Source organism: Amycolatopsis sp. NBC_01307 (assembly GCF_035975215.1).
In the GTDB taxonomy this organism is placed as follows: Bacteria; Actinomycetota; Actinomycetes; order Mycobacteriales; family Pseudonocardiaceae; genus Amycolatopsis.
The window spans coordinates 4,720,627-4,740,293 of record NZ_CP108403.1 but is presented as its reverse complement, the minus strand read 5'-3'; the positions used below and the strand labels follow the sequence as shown (position 1 = coordinate 4,740,293).

The window sequence follows — 19,667 nt, the reverse complement described above, 5'->3', positions numbered from 1 at the left end:
CCGGCGATTTGTCCGGATTACCGCCAGGGGCACGTCCGCGGGACCGGAGCGGGAACGGCATTCGTGACCATCGATAGCGCGACGAACGCGAACGGAGCCTGACATGAGCCACCGCGTCGGTTCGGTGACCGAGCTGTACGAGCTGGTCAGCCGGGGAGAGATCGACAAGGCCGAGGCGATGCGCCTGGCCAAGCAGCTGAAGACGGCCAAGCGCGCCGAGCCCGCCGAGCCCGCCGGGCAGCCGGCCGGGGTCGACCGGGACGTGCTGCGGGACCGGGTCTGCGACGTGCTCGCGGACAAGGTCCGGCAGCTGCTGAAGGTGAGCGCCGACGACCTGGACGTCGACGTCGAGCTGAGCGAGTACGGCCTCGACTCGGTCGTCATCAGCCACCTCGTGAGCATGGTCAACGACGCGCTGGGCCTCGACCTCAAGCCCACGGTGGTGTTCGAGCACCCCACCCTGCGCGCGCTGGCCGGCCACATCGCCGTCGACCACGAGACGGGTCTCGCGGACCGCCTCGGCCTGCGTCCCGCGGCTGTCGTGCAGGCGCCCAAGGCGGTCGCGCGGCCCCGTCCGGTCCCGGTCGAACGGCCGCGCACCGGGGACCCGGTCGCGATCATCGGGATGAGCGGCCGCTTCCCGCAGGCCGACGACCTCGACGCGTTCTGGCGCAACCTCTCCGAGGGGCGCGACTGCGTCAGCGAGGTGCCCGCCGACCGCTGGGACTGGCGCGAGCTGTACGGCGACCCGTTCGACGAGGCCGGCCGCACCACCGTCAAGTGGGGCGGGTTCATCGACGGCGTCGCCGACTTCGACCCCGAGTTCTTCGGCATCGCGCCCCGCGAAGCGGCGCTGATGGACCCCCAGCACCGGCTGCTGATGCTGCACACGTGGAAGGCCCTGGAGGACGCCGGGTACGCGGCGGACGCCCTGGCCGGCACCGATCTCGGCATCATCGTGGGCACCGCGACCACCGGGTACCACCGCCTGATCGACGCGCACGCCCGTGGCGGCGACGGCGTCGCGGCCACCGCCACGGTGCCGTCCATCGGCCCGAACCGGATGAGCTTCTTCCTCGACGTCCACGGCCCGAGCGAGCCGGTCGAGACGGCCTGCTCCAGCTCCCTGGTCGCGCTGCACCGCGCGGTGTCCGCCCTGGACCGGGAGGAGTGCTCGCTCGCCGTCGCGGGCGGCGTCAACACCGTGCTCGTCCCGGACGGCCATATCAGCTTCGGCCGCGCCGGCATGCTCAGCGAGGACGGCCGGAGCAAGACGTTCTCCGCCGACGCCGACGGCTACGCCCGCGGTGAGGGCGTCGGCATGCTGGTGCTGAAGAAGCTCTCGGCGGCCGAGCGCGACGGCGACCACATCCACGGCGTCATCCGCGCGACGGCCGTCAACCACGGCGGCCGGGCCAACTCGCTGACCGCGCCGAACCCCAGGGCCCAGGCGTCGGTGATCCGCGACGCCCACCGCCGCGCCGGCGTCGACCCGCGCACCATCGGCTACATCGAGGTGCACGGCACGGGCACGAAGCTCGGCGACCCCGTCGAGGTCAACGGCCTCAAAGACGCCTTCCGTGAGCTCTACGACGGCGCCGACGTCACCGGCGCCCACTGCGGGATCGGCTCGGTCAAGACCAACATCGGGCACACCGAGCTGTCCGCCGGGGTCGCCGGCGTGCTCAAGGTGCTGCTGCAGCTGCGTCACCGCACGCTGGTCGAGAGCCTGCACTGCGACACGGTGAACCCGTACGTCGAGCTGGCCGGCAGCCCGTTCTTCCTGGTGCGCGAACGGCAGCCCTGGGCCGCGCCGGTCGACGCCGACGGCGCCGAGCTGCCGCGCCGGGCCGGCGTCAGCTCGTTCGGCTTCGGCGGCGCGAACGCGCACGTCGTGCTGGAGGAGTACCGCCCGCCCGCGCCGGCCGGTGCGGCGGCGGGACCGTTCGCCATCGTGCTGTCGGCCCGCGAACCCGAGACGCTGGTGACCCGCGCGCGGCAGCTGCTCGCCTGGACCGACGGCCGCGGCGACGACGACCTGGCGAGCGTGGCCTACACCCTGCAGGTCGGCCGGGTCGCGATGCCGGAGCGGCTGGCGTTCACCGTCGAGACGCTCGACGACCTGCGCGACGCGCTGCGGGCGTTCGTCGCCGGGGAGCCGCGCGGCGATCTGCATCGCGGCCGGCCGCAGCCGAACGCCGTGTGGCGCGTGCTCGCCGGCGACGAGGACATCGCCGCCGCGATGGACACCTGGGTCGCCAAGGGCAAGCTGCCGCGCCTGCTGGAGCTGTGGGCCGCCGGGTTCGACTTCGACTGGCGGCGCCTGCACGGCGACACCCCGCCGCGTCGCCTCCCGCTGCCGACGTACCCGTTCAACCTGCGCCGCTTCTGGATCGCCGACCGAGCCGACCGAGCCGTCCGCGCCCCCCGAGACGCCCGCAACCCCGCCCCGCCACGCGAGCGTGTCCTGGACGGCAGCGAGTACTACCTGCGCGACCACTGCCTGCGTGGCGTCCCGGTGCTGCCCGCCGTCGCCTACCTGGAACTGGCGCGCGACGCGCTCGGTGCCGAGACCGGTGTCCGGATCAGCGACGTCCGCTGGCTGCGGCCGATCGAGGTCACCGAGCCGCGCCGCGTCGAGGTCCGGCTCGACCCGGCGGATCAGGCCGGGCGCCGCGCGTTCGAGGTGCACGTCGACGGCGATGCGGCGGTCTACGCCCAAGGCACCGGCGAGATCGCCGCCCTGACCCCGGAAACCCTTGCGGTGGAACAACTCCGTGACGGCTGCACACACAGCCTGGACGCGGCCGGGTTCTACCGGACCTACGAGCGCATCGGGATGGACTACGGCCCCGCGCTGCGCGCCGTCCGTTCCCTGCACTACGACGACGGCATCGCGGTGGCCCGGCTGAGCCTGCCGCGCGAGGCCGAGTCGCCGCTCGTGCTCAACCCCAGCCTGCTCGACGGCGCGCTCCAGGCCGTCCTGGGCGTCTGGCTGGGCGAGAACGACGGCACGGCGGCCCAGCTCGCGCTGCCGTTCGCCGTGCGGGAGGTCCAGGTGCACGCCCCGACCCCCGCGGACGGCTGGGTCGTCATCCGCAGTCACCCCGACGACCGCGGCGGCGACGTCCGCCGGCTGGACGTCGACGTGTGCGACGCCGAAGGCCGTATCTGTGTCCGCCTGCTGGGCTTCAGCACGCGAACCCTGCCGCCGGCCGCGAACACGGAAACCCGCCTGATGACGCCGGTGTGGGACGCGGTGGCCGTCGACCCGGCCCCGCTCTGGCCCGCCGCCGATGCCCGCGTCGCCCTCGTCGGCGGGACGCCGGACGACCAGGCCGAGTTCCGCCGCCGCTACCCGGACACCACCGTGCTGGACGCCGGCGAGTCACCCGCGGGGTTCGACCACGTCGTGCTGCTGGCGCCTGAAGTCCGGACGGCGTTCCGGCTGGTCAAGGCGGCCACCGGCGAGATCGGCTGGACCGTCGTCACCCGGCAGGCCCGGCTGCTGCCCGGCGACACCCACGTCGACCCGGACGCCGCCGGCCTGCACGGCCTCTTCGGGTCGCTGGCCCAGGAGTACCCGCACTGGCCCGTCCGCGTCGTGGACGTCCCCGACGGCGCCCCCGTGCCCTGGGACGACGTCCTGACCCTGCCGCCGGAGCCGCAGGGCGCGCTGCTGGCACGGCGCGACGGCGAGTGGTACCGGCAGCGCCTGCTGGAGCTGGCGGCGCCCGTCCCGGCCGGGCCCGCGCACGCGAACCTGCAGCCCGACGACGTCGTCGTGGCCATCGGCGGCGCCGGCGGCATCGGCACCGTCTGGACCGAGCACCTGCTGCGCCGCCACAAGGTGCGCGTCGTGTGGATCGGCCGGCGCCCCTTGGACGCCGGCATCGAAGCCCGCCGCAGCGCACTCGCGGCCCACGGTCCCAAACCGGACTACATCCAGGCCGACGCCACCGACCCGGCGGCGTTGCGCCGCGCCCGCGACGAGATCGTCCGCCGCCACGGCCCGGTCCGCGGCGTGCTGCACTCCGCCATCGTGCTCGGTGACCAGAGCCTGGCCCGGATGGACGAAGAGCGCTTCGCCGCCACCTACGCGGCCAAGGCCGACGTCGCCGTCACCATCGCCGACGCCTTCGCCGGCGAGCCCCTCGACTTCGTCGTGTTCTTCTCGTCGCTCCAGTCCTTCCTCACCTCGCCCGGTCAAGCCAACTACGCCGCCGGCTGCACCTTCGCCGACGCCTACGCCGAGCACCTCGGCACCCGGCTCGACTGCCCGGTGAAGGTCGTCAACTGGGGTTACTGGGGCGGGGTCGGCGTGGTCGCCGACGACGCGCACCGCGAGCGGATGGCCCGATCCGGCGTGGCGTCGATCGAACCGGCCGAAGGCATGGCCACCTACGACACGCTCCTGGGCTCCCGGCACTCGCAGCTGGCGTTGCTGAAGGCGACCTACGCGCTCGACGACGACGTGGTCGAGCAGCTCGAAGCCCGGACCCCGGCCCTGATCGCGTCCCTGCGTGACGGCCGTCCGGACCGCACCGACGAGGTCGCCCGGCTCCGCGAGAAGATCGACGGCCACAACGAGAAACTGGACGCCGCCCTGGTGCCGGTCCTGTGGACCGTGCTGCGTTCCCTCGGCCTGTTCGAGGACGGCCGCGCGGCCACCGCCGGGGAATGGCGGACCCGCGGTGGGATCGCCGACGAGTACGACCGCTGGTTCCGGCACACTCTCGACGTCCTGACCGGTACCGGCCACCTGCGCCACGACGACGGCCGCTACTCGGCTGACCCGGCCGCGCAGACCGATATCGCCGAATGGGACCGGCACCGCAACGGCTGGCTGGCCGAGGCGTCCACCCGGGCTCAGACGACGCTCGTCGACACCGCGCTGGGCGCGCTGGCCGACATCCTCACCGGCCGCCGCCCGGCCACCGACGTGCTGTTCCCGGCGTCGTCGATGGACCTCGTCGAGGGCGTCTACAAGGCCAACCCGGTCGCCGACCACTTCAACGAGGTCCTGGCCGAGACGCTCGTCGGGTACGTGCGCCGCCGTGTCGCCGACGATCCCGGGGCGAAGCTGCGCGTCCTGGAGATCGGCGCCGGGACCGGGGGCACCACCGAAACCGTCTTCCGGCACCTGAAGCCGTGGGCCGACCACATCGAGACCTACTGCTACACCGACATCTCCAAGGCCTTCCTGCTGCACGCCCGGCGCGAGTTCGGCACACCCTTCCTCGACACGCGGCTGTTCGACGTCGAGGCGCCCCTGGCAGGACAGCCGATCCCGGCCGGCGGCTTCGACGTCGCCATCGCCACCAACGTCCTGCACGCCACCCGCGACATCCGCACCACCTTGCGCAACACCAAGGCGACCTTGCGCGCCCACGGGATCCTGCTGCTCAACGAACTCAGTGGCGGCAGCCTGTTCAGCCACCTCACCTTCGGCCTCCTCGACGGCTGGTGGCGCTACGACGACCCCGCGCCGCGCGTGCCCGGCACGCCCACGCTGGCCCCCGCCACCTGGCAGCGGCTGCTGACCGAAACGGGCTTCCGCGGCGCGTTCCCCGCCGCCGACGGGGCCGACGACCTAGGCCAGCAGGTGATCGTCGCCGAGAGCGACGGCACCGTCCGTCAACCGCGGCAGGCTATCCAGCCCGCGGCGAAGTCCACTGTGGACAAAGCCGGGGAGAACGGCGCCGGCCGCGTCGCCGAGCTGATGGCCGAAGTGCTGGAGATCGACGCCGGACAGCTCGACCCGGACGTGCCCCTGCGGCGCTACGGCTTCGACTCGATCTTCATGGCCCAGTTCCTGTCGTCGGTGAAGAAGCACCTCGACGACACGATGACCCTGGACGTCATCGCCGAATGCGAAACGCTCAACGACATCATCGCCCGCGTCGGCACGTCGGCGAAGCCCGCCGAGACGGCGGACGCCCCCGAGCTGATCCGGATGAACCGCGGCGGCGAAGGCCGGCCGGTCTTCTGGATCCACCACGGCAACGGGGGAGTGGAGTCCTACCGGCCCCTGGCCGAGCACAGCGGCCGGCCGTTCTACGGCATCCAGCCGAAGGGCTGGCTCGGCGACGGCGAGATCCTCAGCGGCCAGGTGCCGATGGCCGAGCACTACGCGGCCCTCATCCGCGCGGTGCAACCGGACGGGCCCTACGACGTCGGCGGGTTCTCCCTGGGCGGCCTGCTGGCCTACGAGGTCGTCCGCCAGCTCCAGCTGCAGGGCGCCGAAGTGAACACCCTCGTCATGCTCGACACCTTGGACGCCGCCGCGACCAACCGCGTCAACACGATCATGCAGGGCGGCCGGACCGAGCCGGACGTGATCGCCAAGGTCTGCGCGTTCCGCGCGGTCAACCTCGTGCTCGGCAACAACCGCCTGGACGCGAACGACGGATCCACCCCGATCCTGCACCGGGACGAGGTGGATCCCGGCCTGGACTACCCGGAGTTCCTCGGCTCGCTGCTCAAGGCCGCGCTGGCCGCCGGGATCACCAAGACCGAGGCGCAGCTGCGCACCCAGGTCACCCAGCTGGCGCGCTTCTTCGAGGTGCTGCACACCGGCGACCACGTCGTCGACCCGCTCCCGCGGCGGGACGCGGTGCGCTGCTACTACGTCCGCAACCGCGGTGGCCGGTTCTTCGGCGACTTCGAGGAGTACATGGTGCTCTTCGCCAACCCGGACCTGCCCGGCCTGGACGGCGTCGAGTACTGGCGCGAGTGGGAGGAGCGGATCGACGACTTCTTCGTCACCGAGGTCGCGACCACCAACCACACCGACGTGATGACGGCGCCCGAGTCGCTGGAGAAGGTGCTGCGGCTGTGCGACACCCTCTACGGAAAGGAAGCCTGACGTGCTCACCGAATTCGACGAGTGGGGGGTCGACGAGCGCCAGTACTGGCTGCGCGGCGTCGAACCCGAAAAGGCCGTCGCCTACGACGCCGAGACGCGGATGTGGCACGTCTACGGCCACCCCGAGAACGTTCAGCTGCTGAGCAAGCCGAAGGTGTTCTCCTCGAACCTGCAGCGGGTGATGGGCGCCGAGATCGGCGGCGACAACCCGGAAGAGACCTACGACGAGCTGCTGTACATGGACCCGCCGGACCACACCCGGCTGCGCAAGCTCGTCAGCCACGCGTTCACGGCCAAGGTCGTCGCCGACCTGGAGCCGAAGATCGCGGCCCTGACGAACGAACTGCTCGACGAGGTGAAGTCGTCGGACCGGCTCGAGCTGGTCGGCGAGCTGGCCTACCCGCTGCCGGTCACCGTGATCTGCGAGCTGCTCGGCATCCCGGCCGGCGACCGCGACCTGTTCCGCAAGCAGGCCGAGTCGCTGATGCCGTCCACTTCGGACGACGTCCAGCTGGTCGGCCGCTTCGAAGGCCAGGAAGAGGTCACGAAGACGGTCATCCAGCGGCACCGGGAGTTCGCCGAGTACCTGCAGCAGTTCATCGACGACCGGCGGAAGAAGCCCCGCGAAGACCTGCTGAGCGGGCTCGTGCACGCCGAGGTCGACGGGGAACGCCTGACCGGCAAGGAAGTCGCGAGCCTCGTCGACACGCTGCTGCTCGCCGGGCATCTCAACACCACGATGATGCTCAGCAACACCATCCTGTGCCTGGACGCGCACCCGGAGGAGTTCCGGCGCACCCGCGAGGACCGCTCCCGGCTGCCGGGCGTGGTCGAGGAGTCGCTGCGCTACCTGCCGCCGTTCTCGGTGACCTCCCGGGTGACCGCGGCCGAGACGGAGCTCGGCGGCGAGACGATCCCGGCCGACCAGCTGGTGATGGTGTGGATGGCCACGGCCAACCGCGACCCCCGCGTGTTCGACGCGCCGGCGGAGTTCCGCCCGGAGCGCCACCCCAACCCGCACCTGACGTTCTCGCGCGGCATCCACTTCTGCGTGGGTGCCGGGCTGGGCCGGCTGGAGGGGCGCGTCGCGCTGAACACCCTGCTGGACCGCTTCCCGCACCTGGCCACGATTCCCGATGAGCCGCCGCGGTTCATCCGCACCGACCAGATGTTCAACGCGCACACGCTGCCGCTCGCCGTCTCGACTTGAGCGGCCCCTTCGACGGGAGGAGTCACGCAACTTCCGAGAACTTCCAGTCACTGCTCGTGTATCCGACCGCACCCCACGTCAAGGAGAGCTTCATGACCACCGAGTCGCTGCCCAAGCCCGAAGAAGTCGGCACCTTCTACGACGCGACCAACGACCTGATGACCCAGTTCCTGGGTGGCAGCACGCACTACGGCTACTGGACCGGCCCGGACGACACCAGCACGTTCGAGCAGGCGGCGGACCGGCTGACCGACATCCTGACCGGCAAGCTCGGCGCGACGGCGGGGGACCGCATCCTCGACGTCGGCTGCGGCCAGGGCAACCCGGGCGTGCGCACGGCGATCCGCACCGGCGCGGACCTGACCGGCATCTCGATCAGCGCCCGGGACGTCGAGGTCTCGAACGCCCGCGCCGCGCGTGAGGGCGTCGCCGACCGGGTGCGCTTCCAGCGTGCCGACGCCATGGAGCTGCCCTTCGAGGACGATTCCTTCGACCACGTCTTCGCGCTCGAGTCGATCGTCTGCGTGCCGGACCGCGTCCAGGCGCTCAAGCAGATCGCGCGGGTGATCAAGCCGGGCGGGTTCGTCGCGCTCACCGACTTCAGCGACCGGGACGCCGCGGCCAACGCGCAGAAGAAGAAGGACCTGGAAGAGGTCGGCGAGTCGTGGCACACCGCGCCGCTGGTCACCGAGGCGGACTACGAGACGTTCGCCGCCGCGGCCGGCCTGGAGGTCGTCGAGGTCACCGACATCACCCTCAACACCAAGTACACCGAGGAGCGGTTCTACGGGCCGCTGCGCGAGTACGCCGAGAACAACGACGTGCCGCCGGAGATCACGCAGGTGCTGGAGATCGCGCCCAGCCCGGAAGAGCTGAAGGCGATGAGCGACGGCGCCCCCTCGGTCGGCGTGCTCCTGATCGTCCTGCGCAACCCCGCCTAGGACGCTGTCCGGCTGGAGGCCGGTTTCCGGCCTCCAGCCGGTCCCGCGGCCAGACCACAGAAAGGAAGGCACATGTCCGAAGACCGCGCCGCCCGCGCTGTCGCCGACACCCAGGAGGTGTCCGCGCCGCCGGCCCCGGACCCCCGGCGCTGGGTGCTGCTGGCCGTGGTGGTCACCGCGCAGCTGCTGGTGGTGCTGGACGCCACGGTGATCAACATCGCGCTGCCGTCCGCGCAGAACGCGCTGCACATCTCCGACGCGGACCGGCAGTGGGTCATCACCGCGTACACCCTCACCTTCGGCGGGCTGCTGCTGCTCGGCGGGCGCGTCGCGGACTACGCGGGCCGCAAGCGCGTGTTCCTGATCGGCCTGGCCGGTTTCGCCGTGGCGTCCGCGCTGAGCGGCGCGGCCACGACCGGCTGGATGCTGTTCGTCGGCCGCGGGCTGCAGGGGGTGTTCGGCGCGCTGCTGGCTCCCGCCGCGCTGTCCCTGATCACGGTCACCTTCACCGAAATGGGGGAGCGGGCCAAGGCGTTCGGCATCTTCGGCGCGGTCAGCGGCGCCGGTGCCGCGGTCGGCGCGCTCGTCGGCGGCGTGCTCACCGAGTACGCCAGCTGGCGCTGGTGCCTGTTCTTCAACATCCCGGTGGTGGCGATCGCGTTCGCCTTCGCGGTGCCGAACATGCGGGAGAGCAAGATCGAGGGCCGCGCGCGGTACGACGTCGCGGGCGCGCTGCTGGGCACGGTCGGCCTGATCGCGCTGGTCTACGGCTTCACCACGGCGGCCGGTGAAGGCTGGGGCTCCGGCCTGACGCTCGGCCTGATCGCGTTCGCGCTGGTGCTGCTGGCCGCGTTCGTCGTCGTCGAGGCGAAGGTGCGCGCCCCGCTGCTGCCACTGCGGGTCGTGCTCGACCGCGACCGCGGCACCGCCTACCTGACGTCGGTCCTGCTCGGCGTCGGCAGCATGGGCATGTTCCTGTTCATGATGTACTACGTCCAGCAGACGCTGGGGTATTCGGCGCTGCAGGCCGGGATCGTCTTCCTGCCGTTCCCGATCTGCGTGGTCCTGACCGCGACCTACACCGCGAAACTCCTGCCACGGTTCGGGGCGCGGGCGTTGATGACGCTGGGCGCGGCGCTGGCCGCGGTGGCCGTGCTGGCGCTGACCCTGCTGGAGCCGGACTCGTCGTACTTCGGCCTGATCCTGCCGGTGCTGGTCGTGATGAGCGTCGGCATGGGGCTGGTGTACACGCCGATGAACAACGTCGCGCTGAGCGGGATCGACTACGCCGACGCGGGTGTCGCGAGCGCGCTGGTGAACACGTCGCAGCAGATCGGCGGTTCGCTGGGCACGGCCCTGCTCAACACGATCTTCACGACGTCGGTCGCGTCCTACCTCGCCACCACACCGGGCGACGCGGTGGAGGCCACGATGCACGGTTACCACGTGGCGTTCGCGGTCAGCGCGGTGCTGCTGGTGGCGAGCGCGGTGCTGGTCTGCGCGTTCGTCCGGGCGCTGCCGAAGACGCCGCGCGCCGCCGCCTGAGCCCGACCCGCCGGTGACGGTCCACAGTGGACTGTCACCGGCGGGTTCGGCCGGCCGAACCCGCTGCCGCGCTGACCGCGGCGTTCCGCTCATCGAGTACTGAGCGACGTCCGGCATTTCTCCGGAGGGAGCCGTCCGCGGAACGCAGGCCGGCGTCAGTGCTCGTTACCCTCGGCGCCGCCGGAATCGGGCACTGGGTCGATGCCCTCGTCATCGGAGCACGCGATGGGGTGAAATCGCAGTCTCCGTCGCACTGTTCAGAGGGTAACGGTGCCAGACCATCACGACGGTGTTGTCTTCTGGAACTCGTTCAGCGACAGCAAGCATCTGTGCATTCTCCACTCGTCACAGACCGACCACCCGAACCAATGGCAGGGTCGAACGGTTCAACCGCACCCTGTTCGACGAATGGGCCTTCACCCGCCCCTACCTCAGCAAGGCCCAACGGCGAGCCGCGTTGCCCGGCCGGCTCCGCCACCACGACCGTCGCCCCGGACACACCGCGATCGGCGACCCACCCCTTCCACGTTCCCGACCTCCCCGGACATCACATCGAGCGGGCTCGCTCGAACGTCGTGACCATGATCCCCTCGCCCACCGTGAGCGCGTCGATGAGCCGCCAGCGCGACATGTCGCTGGTCCGTTCGATCAGCCGCCGCCCGGTGCCGAGGACGACGGGGAACATCATGAGGTGCAGCTCATCGACGAGGTCGTGCTCCACCAGGTCCTGGACGAGCTGGATGCTGCCCGGCACCTGGATCTCGCCGTCGAACCGCTCCTTGAGCGTCGTGACCTCGGCGATCACGTCACCCGCCAGCACCGTGGTGTTGTTCCACGCCGGATCCGTGAGCGTGCTCGACACGACGTACTTGGGCATGCTGTTGTACTTGTCGCCCAGCTCGTCGTCGACGTGCGGCCAAGCCCCGGCGAACGACTCGTAGGTGCGACGCCCGATCAGCAGCGCGTCGGCGCCCAGCGCCTCCTCGACCTTGAAGCGCTCACCGTCGTCCCCCCGGTCGAAGGCGAACGTCCAGTCCTTGTGCACGAAGCCCTCACCGGCCGGGGCCTCGACGACCCCGTCCAGCGAGACGAACTCCGTGACGACGATCTTCCCCATCCCGACTCCCTCCCACGCCGCTAATGTTCAGTGGTCCTGGACGAACTGCCGGATCGCCGGGGCGAGCACGTCGGCAGCAGCCGTGTGGTTCTCTCCCGGCACGACCTGTAGCGTCGCCTTCGGCAGCACCTCCGCGGCCGCCCGCGCACCCGTGATCAGGAACGGGAACGTGCCATTGCCGTGCACGACCATGGTGGGCACGGCGATCCCCACCCACCGGTCGGTCGGCAGTGGCCGGCCCTGCATCACATCGCACACGACCCGCCCGTCGTAGGCGATGGTCGGCGCGACCGCCTCCAGGACGGGCCAGTACTCGCTCTGGCGCATGTCGGCGACGAACTCGGGAGGCATGCCGACCGCTGCCGTCATGAACAACTCGACCGCGTCGCCTGGCCGCCCGGCGGCGCAGGCCGCCTCCAGCTGCTCGACGTAGTCGGTTGGCAGGGGCGAGCGGGCGTCGTCGACCACGAACGGCGGCTCGAACGCGACGAGGTGGGTGACCGGCAGCCCGGCCGCGACAGCGTCCATGCACAGGATCGAGCCGGACGACCAGCCGAAGAGCACTGCGGTTCCGCCGGCCTCCGCGATGATCGCGGCGAGGTCGTCGATCTCGCGCTCGACGGCGTAGGGCAGCGTGTCGGTGCTACGTCCCCGGCCGCGCCGATCGTAGGTGTACACGCGGAAGGTCTCGCTCAGCGCCTCGGCAAGCGAGACGGTATCCGGGCTGACCGCCGGGTAGGCCGTAGCGCCGTCCACGAGGATCACCGGCCGGCCACTGCCCCGGACCTCGAAGTGGATTGTCGTGCCGTCCTTGCTTTGCACTGTTCCCATGGCTCTTCTCCGTGTTCGCAGGTTCGACCAGAACAAGACCGTACAGTACCCAAACAGGAACGAGACTGTCTAGTACACTGTGGGCAGCCGGGAGGAGGACCATGGATCAACTGGCACCGGGCGCCGGGATCGACAGCGAACTCGAGACGAGCCTGGAGGAGGGCCGCACGGCCCGTAAGCGACGCGCGATCCTCGCCGAAGCGGCGGGGGTGTTCCTGCAGCATGGCTACCTGGGCGCGAGCATGGACGAGGTGGCCGCGCGGGCACGGGTCTCCAAGCAGACGGTCTACAGGCAGTTCGCCGACAAGGAGCACCTGTTCGCAGAAGTCATCCTCGGCAGCAACGCGCAGCTCGGCGCCCGCCTCGCCACGCTCTACGGAGCGCTGGACGAGGCGACGGATGCCGCGACGGCGCTGCGCGATCTCGCGCGCCGGTTCGCCGCCGACATCTGCGAACCCCAGGTGATCCAGCTCCGCCGGCTCGTTCTGGCCGAGGCCGACCGGTTCCCCGCCATCTCCGGCAAGTGGTTCGAGCACGGCTTCCAGCGCTCGCTGGTGCTGCTCGGTGAGGCGCTGTCCCGGATGGCCGACCGCGGTCTGCTGCGCGAGCTCGCCGACCCGACCCTCGCCGCGTACCACTTCGCCGGCCTTGTCATGTACAAGCCGATGAACCAGCTGATGTTCGCCGGCACCGAGGCCCGGCCGGACGACGGTGAGTTGACGAGGATCGCCGACCGGGCGGCGGAGGTGTTCTTCACGGCCTACGGCCTTGCTTGAGCTGATCGACCAGGCGCAGGACGTTTCCTGAGTCGTTCAGCCACGACTGTGCGATGGCTTCGAGGAATTCTATGGCGAGCTCGGGGAAACGGTGGACCACCGCGACCCCGAGGTGTGGCAGCGCTGCAATCCGTCGTGAAATCGTCCATCGACGAATCACGACGATGGAACTGCCGTTCCGGATTCTCGACCCGGGCACCACAGACGCGCTGAAGCGCGTCTGCACCGAGCCGCCCCCGGCGGCCCCGGCCCCACCGGTGGGCGACTTGGTGTGCGCACCACCAAGTTGAGAAAGGCTAGGTGGGAGCGTCTGACTCGTCAGACGGACTCGTTCCGGGCGCTGCCTTTACCTGTGTGGACCGGTCAAGCCTGAGCTGCATCGGCGGATGAAGGGCCTCAGCGATCCGGGGTACGTCCTCCGGCCGTGCCTTTGCGGTGAGCGTTCCGGCTGTCAACCACCTGAACAGCGGGCGCGTCATAGTTCGACCAAGCTGGCAGAGCGCACGCCAAAGCCTGGTCGGTGTTTCCACCGGACAAGCTAAGGGGCCCGATTCGTCCTTGGCGCGGTCTTTTGGTTGGACGCTGTCTCTGGGAGGGGGCTTCTGATCCAGACGTCATACCTGCCGCGGGCGGGACGTTACCAGTTTGGTGCGCCTCATGTGGCATCTCCATGGCGTGTACACCATGCAGGGGGTGACCTCATCGGCCGTGACTTCGAAGTCCGGGTAGACGGGCAAGGAGCTACGGGCGGCCATCCGCCGCGCCAAGGACGACGACCTACGCAACGGGGCAGCTTCGTGCCGTATGCCGGGCCGATCCACTTCGGGTGGCGCAAGCGGCACTTCCGTCCGCAACCATTCCTCTTCCGCGCCGCCGGACAGAAGCAAGACGGTTCCTGGAAGGAGAATTGTTGTCCGAGTTCATTTCCATTGATATCGACGAGCTGACGATCGCCGAAATCGAGACCGCCGAAGGCGTCATCGATGCGTCCACCGAGTCGGTGGCCAGCGCCGCCGCGGCGCCAGGATCGACGTCGAGGTCCGGCTGGGCCTGGTGGAGCGCGTCGATGGTCTCGTCGATCCGGTGTGGGGCGAAGCAGGTGCTGAGCCAGTCTGGTGCTACGTGGGTCATGCGTGACAGCAGCCGGAGCCGTCCGGCGGTGGCGGTGCGACACCAGTGCGTGTGACGTGAGCTGCTGGGCAGCACGCCCGGAAACCTGCTCGTGTTTCGCCGTCGGCACGGTGGTTGCTCTGCGGCGACGCGTTCGAGAGCCCGGCGCCTTCGGCGCGGCCGGCTCGCTGGGTGCGTTCGGCGACATCCCGAAGCTGCGGGATTCGACGATCGGGCTCGGCTGCCCTCAAGATTCTTCCATTGGAAGAATCTTGAGGGTAAGTTCGCGGAATGAGCGGACAACCTCCCGGTGCGCGGGGCGGAGCGGGTCTCGATCCCGGGACCGGACAGCCTGGGCAGACGGCGTTGCGGCTGGTGTGGTCCACCCCGCTGTACCTCCGGTCGACGGTGGCGTTGTTCCTGGCCGGGCTGGGGTTTTCCGCCGCGGCCCCGCAGATCGCGTCGTTCCTGGTCGGCGAGTTGCACGCGTCGCTGACGGTGGCGGGGTTGTACTACCTGACCAACCTCACCGCGCCGGTGGCGGGCTACCTGGTCGGCGCCCGCTCCGACCGCACCGGTTCACGGCTGGGGCTGTTCAGGCTGTGCGCGGTTGTCGGGTTCGCCGGGTGGAGCGCGATCGCCCTCGCGCCTCGGCTGTGGGTCCCGTTCGTGGTGAGCGCGGTCGTGCTCGGCTTCGCCGGTGCCGCGACGTCACAGCTGTTCGCCGCCATCCACGATCAAGCGACGCTGCGCCCGAGACCGGCCAACGACGGGGTCGTGGCGATCGTGCGGATGGCGCTCACCGCGGGCTGGGTCGTGGGGCCGGTGGCGGGGTCGTTCCTGGCGGCCGTCGCCGGTTCCCGCGTGATGCTGTTGGCAACCGCCGTCGCGACCCTGGCCCAGCTGGTGCCGTTGGGCGCGCTGCGCGATCCGGGTCCGGCCGGCCCCGCCTCGGCGTCGTCCCGGGCGCACCGGCCCGGCGTCCGCGTGATGCTGCCGCTGCTCGCGTTCACGGCGCTCTACATCTGCGTCTACGCCGGCGAGTCGGTCAAGTACGCCTTCCTGCCGATCTACATGAACGACCGGCTGGGGTTCAGCCCGGCGCTCAGCGGCGCGATCATCGGCATCCAGCCCTTGGTGGAGCTGGTCCTCATGCCCATCGCGGTGATCGTCGCCCGCAGGACGGGTGAGGTTCGCCTGATGGTGCTGGCCGCCGGGTTCGGGGTGAGCGCGAACCTCTGCTTCGCGCTGACCGGCACCGCGGCCGGGTTGTTCGCCGGGCAGATCCTGATGGGCGGGGTCTGGGGGGTGTTCGCGACCTTGGGCATCATCGTCGCGCAGCGGCTGCTGCCGCAGGCGGTGGCCACCGCCTCGGCGATCTTCCTGAGTTCCACCGCGCTCAGCTCCGCGCTGGGCGGTCTGGCCGGCGGTCTGGGCGCGGCCTGGATCGGGCTACCGCTGGTGTTCCTGGTCCCCGCCGGGTTCGGGCTGGCCGCCGTGCTCGGTCTCGCCGTCATGACGCGGGCGCGCTGACCCCAGTACGAGCCGTTCCAGCAGGCTCAGCACGCGGTGCACGTCGACCGCTTCGGGGTCGAGCAGCCATTGCACCTGCAGGCCGTCGGACGCGGCCACCAGCAGGGCCGCCGCGTCGTCGGCGTCCACATCGGAGCCGGTGCTCTGTCCCTCGCGCACCATCTCGGCCAGCTGCGCGCGCACGCGCCGGAACCGCTGCCACACGAAGTCCCGCACAGCGGGGTGCCGGTCGGGTCGCAGGGCGTCGGTCGTCAACGTCGCGTACAGCTCGACCAGGCCCGGGACCTCGCGGTTGCGCAACGCGCTGCGTTTCATCACCGCGGTCGCCGAGTCGCCGTCCTGGCTCGGCAGTGCTTTGCCGTCTTCCTCGTCGTCGGCGGCCTCGTGTGCCTGGTAGACGGCGATCAGCAGGTCATCCCGCGACGGGAAGTAGTACCGCAGCGCGGCGTGGGAAACCCCGATCGACTCCCCGATCGAGCGCAGGGAGGTGTCCACGCCGTGCTGGGCGAACAGCTCGATCGCCTTCGCCAGGACCTGCTCGCGCCGTTCTTCGGCTTTGCGATAGGACCGTGCTCGCCCAGGCTGGTCTCCGGCACCGTCCTCGTCACGCATGACCGGATGGTAGTTCCAGGTCCCGCGCCCTTCTACGTGGCCGGTACTCCTCGACGCGGGCAGCAAGCAGAGCTTCGCCTTCTACGCCGGCCGCAGGGGAAGGCTTTCGCGAGTGAACGCCGGGCTCCAGCGCCATCGACCGGGACGGCCCTCGCCGGTCATCCGAGCGGCGAGGGCCGTGCCCGGCCTGGTCGCTCAGATGACCGCCAGCGCCTCGATCTCCGCACGGAACTTCGGGTTGATCAGCGCGCCCACCTGGAACAGCGAGGAGGCAGGCGGGTTGTCCGTATCGACGAACTGGTCGCGAACGGTGCGGTAGACGGCAGCGTCGGCGATGTCGGTGAGGAACACGGTCAGCTTGACCACGTCCTTCATTTCCGCGCCCGCGGCAACGAGCGCGTTGGAGACATTGGTGAACACCTGCCGCAACTGCGCCTCGACGTCCTCGCCCACGAACTCACCGGCGGCGTTCAGCGGCACCTGTCCGGACACGATGACCTGACGTCCGGAGAACGCAACGGCGTGACTGAGCCCCGGCAGCGCGGGCAGACCCGCCGGTTGCGCGAAGTACAGGCGCTTGCGGCCGCTGCGGTGCACCCGCACGTCGTGCGGGGCCCAGCATTGCCGAAAGAATTCACTCGGTGTGCTGAGCTCGCCGATCAGGTCGCTCAACGCCATGTCGTGCGGATTGCGGCCGGCCTCGTGGCGCAGCATCGCGGCGGTTCCCGCGCGGCGCTTTCCCAGTCGAGGAAACGTCGCCGGAGTCCGGGTGGAGAAAGACGAAGCGGTCAGATTGACCGGTCTGCGCGGGTCCGCGAGCGCCGGAGCGAACAGGATACGGGCCAGGCGGTTCATCGCGACGACGTCGTGGCGTCCATTGCGGATCAACGCGGGCGAGCCGACAATGGGGTCGAGCACCTGGTGCACCGCCGGGCGCACGGGCGGTGACGTGGTGCGCCGGCGTGGCACCGGCCCGGCGGACCGCGCGAGAGTGACCAGGTGCTCGCGCTCGACCTCGTCGAGTTGCAACGCGCGGGCCAGCGCGTCGAGCACGCTGTCCGAGGTGCCGGAAAGGTTGCCGCGTTCCGGCCGGACGCAGTAGGCGACCGAAATGCCGGAGAGCATCGCGACCTCTTCGCGACGCAGCCCCTTCACCCGCCGGTTGCCGCCGTATGCGGGCAGGCCTGCCTGGTCGGGGGTGATGCGCGCGCGCCGGCTTTCGAGGAATTAGTGCTTGTCGCGGACGCCGTCGCCCGAGCCGAGGCGGTGATCTCATCCTTTGTGGACGGTCGAAAGGCCCTCGTGACCTGGGCGGCTGCCGGTCAACCGTCCTCCGTGGTGCGTTTGACCCGGTGGGAACGAACACCTGCGCGGGTCGCGCAGCGAGGGCTGCAGTAGCGCTGGTGAATGTCCCCGCGGTCCGAGAACACTTTGCGGCACACGTGCTCGACGCAGGAGAGAAACCGCGAGGCCGGTTGCGCCAGGTCCACGGTGGGGCCGCAGAGTCATGCGCTTTCACAGCCAGAGCTGTAATGAATGCGATCAATCTCGTTGCCTGCGCAGGGATGAGACGAGGCTGGAGACGCTGTGGTCGGTGACTCCGGCTCGCAGGTCGAGCCATTGCCGGCCGCGCAGTGCGACTGGTACGCCGGTGGCCGGGTCTGCGCCAGACAGGATGACAGGGACGACGGGGGAAGTGTTGCCGGCGAGCCGGCCCGTGCAGGTGCAAGACATCGATGACCTTCGTCCCAAGTGAATCCCATGCGGAGGTGGCGCGGCTGTTGAGCAGGTTCGCAGCCCAGTGGAGTGCGTGCGGACCACGTCCGGTTCGAGTCCGCGGCGGTGGGCTCCGACGACGTTGCCGGACCAGAGGATGAGCGCGGCCGGCGTCAGGCCGATGGTCCACTGCCGACCGTCCACGCGCGAATGGGGATTCGTGGTGGAGCCGTGAGACTCAGGAAATGCCGCGGAAGAAGGTGCGGATGTCGTCCGCGAGCAGCTCCGGCTCCTCCATCGCGGGGAAGTGACCTCCCTCGGTGAACTCGCTCCAGTGGCCGATCGCTTTCCACGGGTCCATCGCGCGGCGCACGAGAGGGTGGCTGTCGAACACGGCCCATCCGGACGGCACACCGGAGGCCATGACCAAGTCGAGTCCGGAGTGCTCGGACTCGTAGTAGAACTGGGCGCTCGACGCGCCGCTGCGGGTGAACCAGTACAGGCTGATGTTCGTGAGGAGCTGGTCGCGGTCGACCGACTCGTCCGGCGTCCGGTAGACGCCGCCGGTCCTGGTTTTGAACTTCTCGGCGATCCACGCGAGCTGGGCGACCGGCGAGTCGGTGAGCGCCGCGCCGATCGTGTCGGGACGGTGGTCCTGCATCAGGAGGTACCCGTGATCGGCCGCGTCCTCGGTGCGCACTGCCTCGATCTGGGCGATTTCGTCATCGGACAGGCCCTCGGGGAAGGGGAACTTGACGCCTAGCAACCCGAGCAGCCGGGGGTCGCAGCCGATGTGCGTGCCGATGACACGCTCCGGGTGGATCGCCGCGAGGCGACCGGTGGTGCCCGCACCGACGTCGGTGCCGTGGGCCGCGAACCTCTCGTAGCCGAGACGCGTCATGATCTCGGCGTAGGCGTCCGTCGTGCGCGCCAGCTCCCAGCCGGTCCCTGCCAGCGGGGTGGAAAACCCGAAGCCGGGCAGCGACGGGATGACGACATGGAACTCGCCGGTCAGCAGCGGGATGAGTCGCAGGTAGTCGACGAACGATCCCGGCCAGCCGTGGTTCAGGACCAGCGGGGTGGCCCGTGGGTTCGCCGATCGAACGTGGACGACGTGGAACGTCTGGCCGTCGACGACCGTCGTGAACTGTTCGAGCTCGTTGAGCCTCTCCTCCTGCGCACGCCAGTCGAATCCGTCGCACCAGTACTCGGCGAGCTCCTTCAGGTACACCAGCGGGATGCCACGGCTGAAGTCGGTGCGATCGTCCCGGCCCGGCGTGGGGATCGGCCAGCGGGTGTGTGCCAGCCGGTTGCGCAGGTCGTCGACGTCCGTCTGCGGGATGTCGATGCGGAACGGCGTGAGCGTGTTGTTCTCGGTCATGACACCGACGTTCGCAGACAATGCGGC

General features: G+C 70.3%; 13 protein-coding genes. 7 read left to right on the top strand and 6 right to left on the bottom strand.

Going from position 1 to position 19,667, the window contains the following annotated elements; all coding sequences use genetic code 11:
* Positions 1-103 precede the first annotated feature (103 nt).
* The 4 genes from OG439_RS19865 to OG439_RS19850 all read left to right on the top strand — a co-directional run bounded on the left by OG439_RS19865 (position 104) and on the right by OG439_RS19850 (position 10,564).
* On the top strand, positions 104-6,868 hold the full coding sequence (locus tag OG439_RS19865; protein WP_326950854.1) for an SDR family NAD(P)-dependent oxidoreductase: 6,765 nt from the start codon (positions 104-106) through the stop codon (positions 6,866-6,868).
* A gap of 1 nt (position 6,869) precedes the next feature.
* Positions 6,870-8,078, top strand: coding sequence for a cytochrome P450 (locus OG439_RS19860; RefSeq protein ID WP_326950853.1), 1,209 nt, complete (start codon positions 6,870-6,872; stop codon positions 8,076-8,078).
* A gap of 92 nt (positions 8,079-8,170) precedes the next feature.
* Positions 8,171-9,019: an SAM-dependent methyltransferase gene (locus tag OG439_RS19855; RefSeq protein ID WP_326950852.1), complete on the top strand. Its 849-nt coding sequence runs from the start codon at positions 8,171-8,173 to the stop codon at positions 9,017-9,019.
* Positions 9,020-9,091: 72 nt separating this feature from the next.
* Positions 9,092-10,564 carry an MFS transporter gene (locus tag OG439_RS19850; RefSeq protein ID WP_326950851.1) on the top strand — a complete coding sequence of 491 codons (1,473 nt, stop codon included), beginning with the start codon at positions 9,092-9,094 and terminating at the stop codon, positions 10,562-10,564.
* A 547-nt stretch (positions 10,565-11,111) separates the two neighbouring features.
* Here the strand turns inward: OG439_RS19850 and OG439_RS19840 are convergent.
* Together OG439_RS19840 and OG439_RS19835 are read right to left on the bottom strand one after the other, a co-directional pair.
* Positions 11,112-11,681: a dihydrofolate reductase family protein gene (locus tag OG439_RS19840; RefSeq protein ID WP_326950850.1), complete on the bottom strand. Its 570-nt coding sequence runs from the start codon at positions 11,679-11,681 to the stop codon at positions 11,112-11,114.
* 27 nt (positions 11,682-11,708) lie between these two features.
* Complete coding sequence (locus OG439_RS19835; RefSeq protein WP_326950849.1) at positions 11,709-12,548, bottom strand: alpha/beta fold hydrolase; 840 nt, start codon at positions 12,546-12,548, stop codon at positions 11,709-11,711.
* 65 nt (positions 12,549-12,613) lie between these two features.
* Here OG439_RS19835 and OG439_RS19830 point away from each other — a divergent pair, with 65 nt between their 5' ends.
* From OG439_RS19830 to OG439_RS19820, 3 genes are all read left to right on the top strand, one after another.
* The gene (locus OG439_RS19830; RefSeq protein WP_326950848.1) at positions 12,614-13,288 is read left to right on the top strand and encodes a TetR/AcrR family transcriptional regulator; all 675 of its coding nucleotides are present in this window, start codon (positions 12,614-12,616) and stop codon (positions 13,286-13,288) included.
* Positions 13,289-14,198: 910 nt separating this feature from the next.
* Positions 14,199-14,474, top strand: a complete 276-nt coding sequence (locus OG439_RS19825; protein ID WP_326950847.1) for a hypothetical protein — start codon at positions 14,199-14,201, stop codon at positions 14,472-14,474.
* Between the two features lie 215 nt (positions 14,475-14,689).
* Entirely contained in the window at positions 14,690-15,931 is a 1,242-nt protein-coding gene (locus OG439_RS19820; protein WP_326950846.1) for an MFS transporter, read from the top strand.
* Here OG439_RS19820 and OG439_RS19815 read toward each other — a convergent pair.
* The 4 genes from OG439_RS19815 to OG439_RS19800 all read right to left on the bottom strand — a co-directional run bounded on the left by OG439_RS19815 (position 15,851) and on the right by OG439_RS19800 (position 19,640).
* Complete coding sequence (locus tag OG439_RS19815; RefSeq protein ID WP_326950845.1) at positions 15,851-16,543, bottom strand: TetR/AcrR family transcriptional regulator; 693 nt, start codon at positions 16,541-16,543, stop codon at positions 15,851-15,853. The two genes, OG439_RS19820 and OG439_RS19815, sit on opposite strands and share 81 nt — an antisense overlap.
* Before the next feature lie 195 nt (positions 16,544-16,738).
* Positions 16,739-17,698 carry a Rid family hydrolase gene (locus OG439_RS19810; RefSeq protein WP_442792313.1) on the bottom strand — a complete coding sequence of 320 codons (960 nt, stop codon included), beginning with the start codon at positions 17,696-17,698 and terminating at the stop codon, positions 16,739-16,741.
* Positions 17,699-17,865: 167 nt separating this feature from the next.
* Positions 17,866-18,033, bottom strand: coding sequence for a CGNR zinc finger domain-containing protein (locus OG439_RS19805; RefSeq protein WP_326950844.1), 168 nt, complete (start codon positions 18,031-18,033; stop codon positions 17,866-17,868).
* Between the two features lie 464 nt (positions 18,034-18,497).
* The gene (locus tag OG439_RS19800) at positions 18,498-19,640 is read right to left on the bottom strand and encodes an epoxide hydrolase family protein (RefSeq protein ID WP_326950843.1); all 1,143 of its coding nucleotides are present in this window, start codon (positions 19,638-19,640) and stop codon (positions 18,498-18,500) included.
* Positions 19,641-19,667: the final 27 nt, after the last annotated feature.